6 protein-coding genes are annotated in these 5,267 nt (G+C 68.2%); 5 read left to right on the top strand and 1 reads right to left on the bottom strand.

Translation table 11 applies throughout. The annotated features are described in order from the left end of the window. Nucleotides 1-178: 178 nt before the first annotated feature. Genes ER13_RS17770 through ER13_RS15820 form a run of 5 tightly spaced genes read left to right on the top strand, consistent with a single transcriptional unit; the run spans nucleotide 179 to nucleotide 4,247 of the window. Entirely contained in the window at nucleotides 179-478 is a 300-nt protein-coding gene (locus ER13_RS17770; RefSeq protein ID WP_155988183.1) for a hypothetical protein, read from the top strand. A 3-nt stretch (nucleotides 479-481) separates the two neighbouring features. After that, nucleotides 482-1,348 carry a 50S ribosomal protein L11 methyltransferase gene (locus ER13_RS15805; protein WP_035310799.1) on the top strand — a complete coding sequence of 289 codons (867 nt, stop codon included), beginning with the start codon at nucleotides 482-484 and terminating at the stop codon, nucleotides 1,346-1,348. 18 nt (nucleotides 1,349-1,366) lie between these two features. Beyond that, nucleotides 1,367-3,172, top strand: a complete 1,806-nt coding sequence (locus ER13_RS15810; protein ID WP_035310801.1) for an aminopeptidase P family protein — start codon at nucleotides 1,367-1,369, stop codon at nucleotides 3,170-3,172. Between the two features lie 2 nt (nucleotides 3,173-3,174). After that, entirely contained in the window at nucleotides 3,175-3,558 is a 384-nt protein-coding gene (locus ER13_RS15815; protein ID WP_035310803.1) for a CidA/LrgA family protein, read from the top strand. Continuing rightward, nucleotides 3,555-4,247 carry an LrgB family protein gene (locus ER13_RS15820; protein ID WP_008258778.1) on the top strand — a complete coding sequence of 231 codons (693 nt, stop codon included), beginning with the start codon at nucleotides 3,555-3,557 and terminating at the stop codon, nucleotides 4,245-4,247. The genes ER13_RS15815 and ER13_RS15820 overlap by 4 nt, the downstream gene beginning before the upstream one ends. On the opposite strand, the gene ER13_RS15825 is transcribed toward ER13_RS15820, so the two are convergent. Beyond that, nucleotides 4,213-5,267 (bottom strand): patatin-like phospholipase family protein (locus ER13_RS15825; RefSeq protein WP_035310805.1); only part of this gene is annotated, 1,055 nt, incomplete at its 5' end. The genes ER13_RS15820 and ER13_RS15825 overlap by 35 nt on opposite strands.

The raw sequence follows: 5,267 nt of genomic DNA on the forward strand, positions 1-5,267 counted from the left end.
TTATAGTGGCCGTCATTGCTTAGTCTGTTGATCTCGTCACCTTTCTAACTGGCTGTCTCATCATGGAAGGCGCTGAATTTTCTTTTATTTTTATTGATGCGGCCGCCACCGCGGTTAACCCGGCGTAATTCTTCGGCAGCGTCTTATGTGTATAAGGGCCAGCTTGGCGACAGCGGCCTTGGGCGCGGTCGTCTTGGCGGGTGTTTTTGCAGCGGCCGGTTTGGCGGCGGCGGTCTTCACGGCGGCGGGCTTGGCGGCCTTGGGCGTGACGGTTTTCTCGGCGACGGCCTTCGCGGCGCTCGACTTCGGCGCAGCTTTAGGCTTGGAAGCGGCGGTCGCCGGCTTCGGCGACGCAGTTTTAGACGTAGACGGTGACTTGGCCATGTATTCCCCGACCCCTCGGTTCGTTAAAAAGCCCGGCGGCGTCGGGAAGACGAAGCGCCGGATCGCAGTGATTCGTCATCTTAGCGGTGTTTGAAAAATGTCCGAGTCTGCAGTTCAGATAATCGCACGGGGTCCGCGCGAAAACGCAGAGGCCGCCGCCGCCGCCATCGACGCCGATCCCACACTGGAAGGGGCGACCTATTCCATCCTGGAGGAGGACGAGGATCGCAACATCTGGCGCATCGACGCCTTCCCGACCACGGCCGAGGAGGTCGAGGGGCTGAAGGCGACCCTGGCCGACTATCCGGTCACCGTCACGGTCGAGAAGCTGGCCGACGCCGACTGGCTGGCCATGTCCTTGTCGGGCCTGCCGCCGGTGCGGGCCGGGCGCTTCTTCGTCTATGGGGCGCATGACGAGGGACGAGTGCCGCCCAACGCCGTCAATCTGAAGATCGACGCCGGCGCCGCCTTCGGCACCGGCCACCACGGCACGACGGTCGGCTGTCTGGAAGCCTTCGACGATCTGCTGAAGCGCGAGCGGTTCGAGCGGGTGCTGGACGTCGGCTGCGGCACGGGCGTCCTGGCCATCGCGGCGGCGCGGACCGGCAGCCGGATCGCGGTCGGCACCGACATCGACGCCCCCTCGGTGCGGATCGCCAACGAGAACGCCGCCCTGAACCAGGCCCACGCCAGCTTCGTCCACGCCTCGGGCCTGAACGATCAGCGGGTGCGCCGCCACGGGCCCTATGATCTGGTCTTCGCCAATATCCTGGCCCCGCCGCTGGTGGCCCTGTCGCAGGACATCAAGATGGCCTTGAGCCTGGGTGGGGTCGCCATCCTGTCGGGCCTGTTGCGGACCCAGGAACGGCGGGTGACGGCGGCCTATACGTCGCGCGGCTTCCGGCTGGAGAAGCGCATCCATCACGACGCCTGGAGCGCCCTGGTGCTGCGGCGGATGGGCTGAGGAACGAGAGACGAGACGATGCGCCAGACCTTCGATGAGACCACCGATCCGTCCTTTGGGGCCAAACACCTGCCGCTGCTGCGCGCCGAGATGGCCAAGCAGGGGCTGGACGGCTTCCTGATCCCGCACGAGGACGAGCACCAGAACGAATATCTGCCTGACGCCAACGAGCGGCTGGCCTGGGCCACCGGCTTCACCGGCTCGGCCGGGGCGGCGGTGGTGTTTCAGGATCGGGCCAGCATGTTCACCGACGGCCGCTATACGGTCCAGGTCAAGGCCCAGACCGATCCGGCCCTGTTCGAACGGCGTGATCTGAACGACGTCGCCGCCTATCTGGAGACGGCGAAGCCCGGCCAGGTGATCGGCTATGATCCGAAGCTGCACAGCCCGGACGCCCTGGTCGCCCTGAAGCGGGCGGCGGAGAAGGCCGGGGCCGAGCTGAAGCCGGTCGAAGCCAATCCGCTGGACCAGGCCTGGGGCGCGGATCGTCCGGCCCAGCCGACCGCGCCCGTCGTTCCTCATGAAGACGTCTATTCCGGCGAAAGCCATGCGGCGAAGCGGGCGCGGATCGGCAAGGCCGTGGCCGACGCCGGCGCCGAGGCCGTGGTGCTGACCGCGCCCATGTCGATCGCCTGGCTGTTCAATGTACGCGGCGGCGACGTGATCCGTTCGCCCCTGCCCATCGGTCAGGCCGTGCTGGAGGCCGACGGCAGGGCGCGGCTGTTCCTGGACGGGGCCAAGGTGACGAATGAGCTGCCGGCCTGGCTGGGCGACGACGTCCAGCTGGAGGCGCCCGAACGGCTGGCCGAGGCGCTGGACGGTCTGGCGGGCAAGAAGGTCATGATCGATCCGGCCCTGTCGTCCGCCTGGTATTTCGACCGGCTGGAGCAGGCGGGAGCGACGGTGGTGCGGGCGGCGGACCCCTGCGCCCTGCCTCGCGCGACCAAGAATGCGGTCGAGATCGAGGGCAGCCGACGCGCCCATATCCGCGACGGCGCGGCCCTGGCCAACTTCCTGCACTGGGTCGATACGACGGCCCAGCAGACCCTGCCGGACGAACGCGAGGTGGTGGAGACGCTGGAGCGGTTCCGCGAGGCGACCGGGGCGCTGAAGGACCTGAGCTTCGACACCATCGCCGGGGCCGGTCCGAACGGCGCCCTGCCGCATTACAAGCCGGTCGGCGCCACGATCCGCCGGATCGAAAACGGCTCTCTGCTGCTGGTGGACGGCGGCGGCCAGTATCTGGACGGGACGACCGATGTGACCCGCACCATGGCGGTGGGCGAGCCGACGGCGGACCAGCGTCACAAGTTCACCCTGGTGCTGAAATCCCATATCGCCATGGCGACGATCCGCTTCCCGGCGGGGACCAGCGGCATGGCGCTGGACGCCATCGCCCGCGCGCCGATGTGGGCGGCGGGGCTGGATTATGATCACGGCACCGGCCACGGCGTCGGCTCCTATCTGGGGGTCCATGAGGGGCCGCAGCGGATCGCCAAATGGGGCACCAGCCAGCCGCTGCTGGAGGGGATGATCCTGTCCAACGAGCCCGGCTATTACCGCGAAGGCCATTGGGGCATCCGCATCGAGACCCTGCAGGTGGTGACGCCGGCGGTGGTTCCCGAGGGCGGCGAGCGGCCGATGCACGGGTTCGAACAGCTGACCTTCGCGCCGATCGACCGCAGACTGATCGCGGTCGACCTGCTGACCCCGGCCGAACGGGCTTACGTCGACGCCTATCACGCCGAGACCCTGGCCAAGGTCGGGCCCCTGGTCGGGGGCGAGGTGCGGGCCTGGCTGGAGCAGGCCTGCGCGCCGCTGTGACCATGCTCGCCGCCATAGCCCTTCTGATGACCTGCCAGTTGATGGGCGAGGTGATCCACAGGGTGACGGGTCTGCCGCTTCCGGGGTCCGTTATCGGTCTGGTTCTGCTGCTGGGCTGGCTGGCGCTGGTCCCGCGCGAGCGGCCCACTCTGAAGGCGGTGACGGCGTGGCTGACGGCGCACCTGTCGATCATGTTCGTGCCAGCGGCGGTCGGACTGATTGACGAGGGCGAGCCCTTGTCCCGCTACGGGATCGGTATTCTGGCGGCCACTGCGGTTTCGACGCTTCTGACGATGGTGGTGACCGCGCTGGTGTTCCGGTGGGCGGTCACGCGGTTTGGGCCTGGAGACGCAGGGGACAAAGAGGGCGGGGAGGCGATGTCGTGAACGCCTTGATGACGACGCCGCTGTTCTGGCTGGCGGTTACGCTGGTGGTGTTCGAGGGCGCCGACCAGTTGTCGCGTCGCAGCGAAAGGCATCCGCTTTGCCATCCGGTTCTACTGGCGACGCCGGTTCTGATCGGTCTGTTGCTGATCACCCGCACCGGCTACGCCACCTACAGGAGCGCGACTGAGGCGTTGAGCTTCCTGCTGGGACCGGCGGTCGTGGGCCTGGCGGTTCCGGTTTGGGCGCAGCGGGCGCTGATCCGGCGGCTGGCTGTTCCGATCAGCCTGGCGCTGGCGGCGGGAGCGACGACGGCGGTGGTCAGCGCGGTGGGTGTTCTGACCTTGTTCGGCGCGCCGCGTGAAATCCTGGCGTCGATCGCGCCGCGGGCGACGACGACCCCGGTGGCGATGGCCGTCGCCCAGCAACTGGGCGGGGTTCCGGCCTTGGCGGCGGTCATTGTGCTGATCGCCGGGGTGATCGGAGCCATGACGGCGACCCCCTTGTTCAATGCTCTGAAAATCCGGGATTTCCGCGCACGCGGTCTGGCGATCGGGGTCTCGGCCCACGGATTTGGCGCGGCGCGCGCGTTTCAGGTCGATGCGACGGCGGGCGCGTTCGCCAGCCTGGGCATGGCCTTGAACGCCGTGGCGACAGCTACGCTCCTGTCGGTTCTGGCCCTGCTGCTATAGCCCCTGAGCCGGGGCGATTGCGGATACGTCCCACCGGGCAGGGCAGGTCCGCCAGCGCCGCCTTGGTCGCCTCGTATCCCGCAGCGACCGGTTCGTTATAGGCTTTCCAGTCGCGGATGTCGGTCCCGCCGATCTTGGGCAGGATCAGGACGTCGGCGGCGGCGCGCGACTGATCCATTTCCGCGTCGGTGGTGATGGTCGCCGAGCGCATCAGGATGGAGACGATGGGCGGCCCGGCCTTCCAGGCGCCCGACAGCACCCATTTCCACCAGGAGGGCGGATTTTCCAGCGCGGCCGGATCGACGCCGCGGGTCTGGGACATGTCCACGCCGATGATGGGGCCGCTGTTCAACTGGCGCATCACGCTGGTGGGGAAATTCTTCAGCACCGCTCCGTCGACCAGCACCTGGCCGTCCATGACCACGGGCGGCAGGACGCCGGGAATGGCGATGGAGGCGCGCATGGCCCGGCGCATCAGGCCGGTGCGATGGACCTCGATGCGACCCGAGGTCAGGTTGGACGAAACGGCGAAGAAGGGCAGGGCCAGATCGGCCAGATCTATGTCGCCATAGGCCCGCTCCAGCAGGCCCGCCACCTTGCGGGCGCGGGACATGGCGATGATGGGAAAGGCCAGGTCGGACAGGGGGTCGGACTCGACGAAGGCGCGGCGGATCTCGTAGTCCAGCCGTTCGAACGACCAGCCCAGGGCGGGGCCGGCGGCCACGACCGCCCCCATGGAGGCGCCGCCCACGAAGTCGATGGGCACCCTGGCCTCTTCCAGCGCCTTGATCGCCCCCATGTGGCAATAGGCCCGTGCGCCGCCCCCTGAAAGAACCAGACCCACGGCCGTGCCGGTGATGACGCGGGCCATCCGCTCGGTGTCGGCCGCCACGCCCGAGACGCAGTGGAACCAGCGGTCGGGCTGGAGCACGTTCAGCCAGACCCGGGTGTTGGCCGGCTGGTTCATGCGTGGATCGCGCAGCAGGATCAGGTCGGTAAGGCGCCGGCCGTCGCCGAAGC

It is taken from the genome of Brevundimonas sp. EAKA (genome assembly GCF_000698025.1).
Lineage (GTDB): Bacteria > Pseudomonadota > Alphaproteobacteria > Caulobacterales > Caulobacteraceae > Brevundimonas > Brevundimonas mediterranea_A.

Bases quoted from the DNA above. Each gene is read 5' to 3' on its own strand.
- ER13_RS15815 (WP_035310803.1), top strand. From the start codon at position 3,175: ATGCTCGCCGCCATAGCCCTTCTGATGACCTGCCAGTTGATGGGCGAG.
- ER13_RS15805 (WP_035310799.1), top strand. From the start codon at position 482: ATGTCCGAGTCTGCAGTTCAGATAATCGCACGGGGTCCGCGCGAAAAC.
- ER13_RS15810 (WP_035310801.1), top strand. From the start codon at position 1,367: ATGCGCCAGACCTTCGATGAGACCACCGATCCGTCCTTTGGGGCCAAA.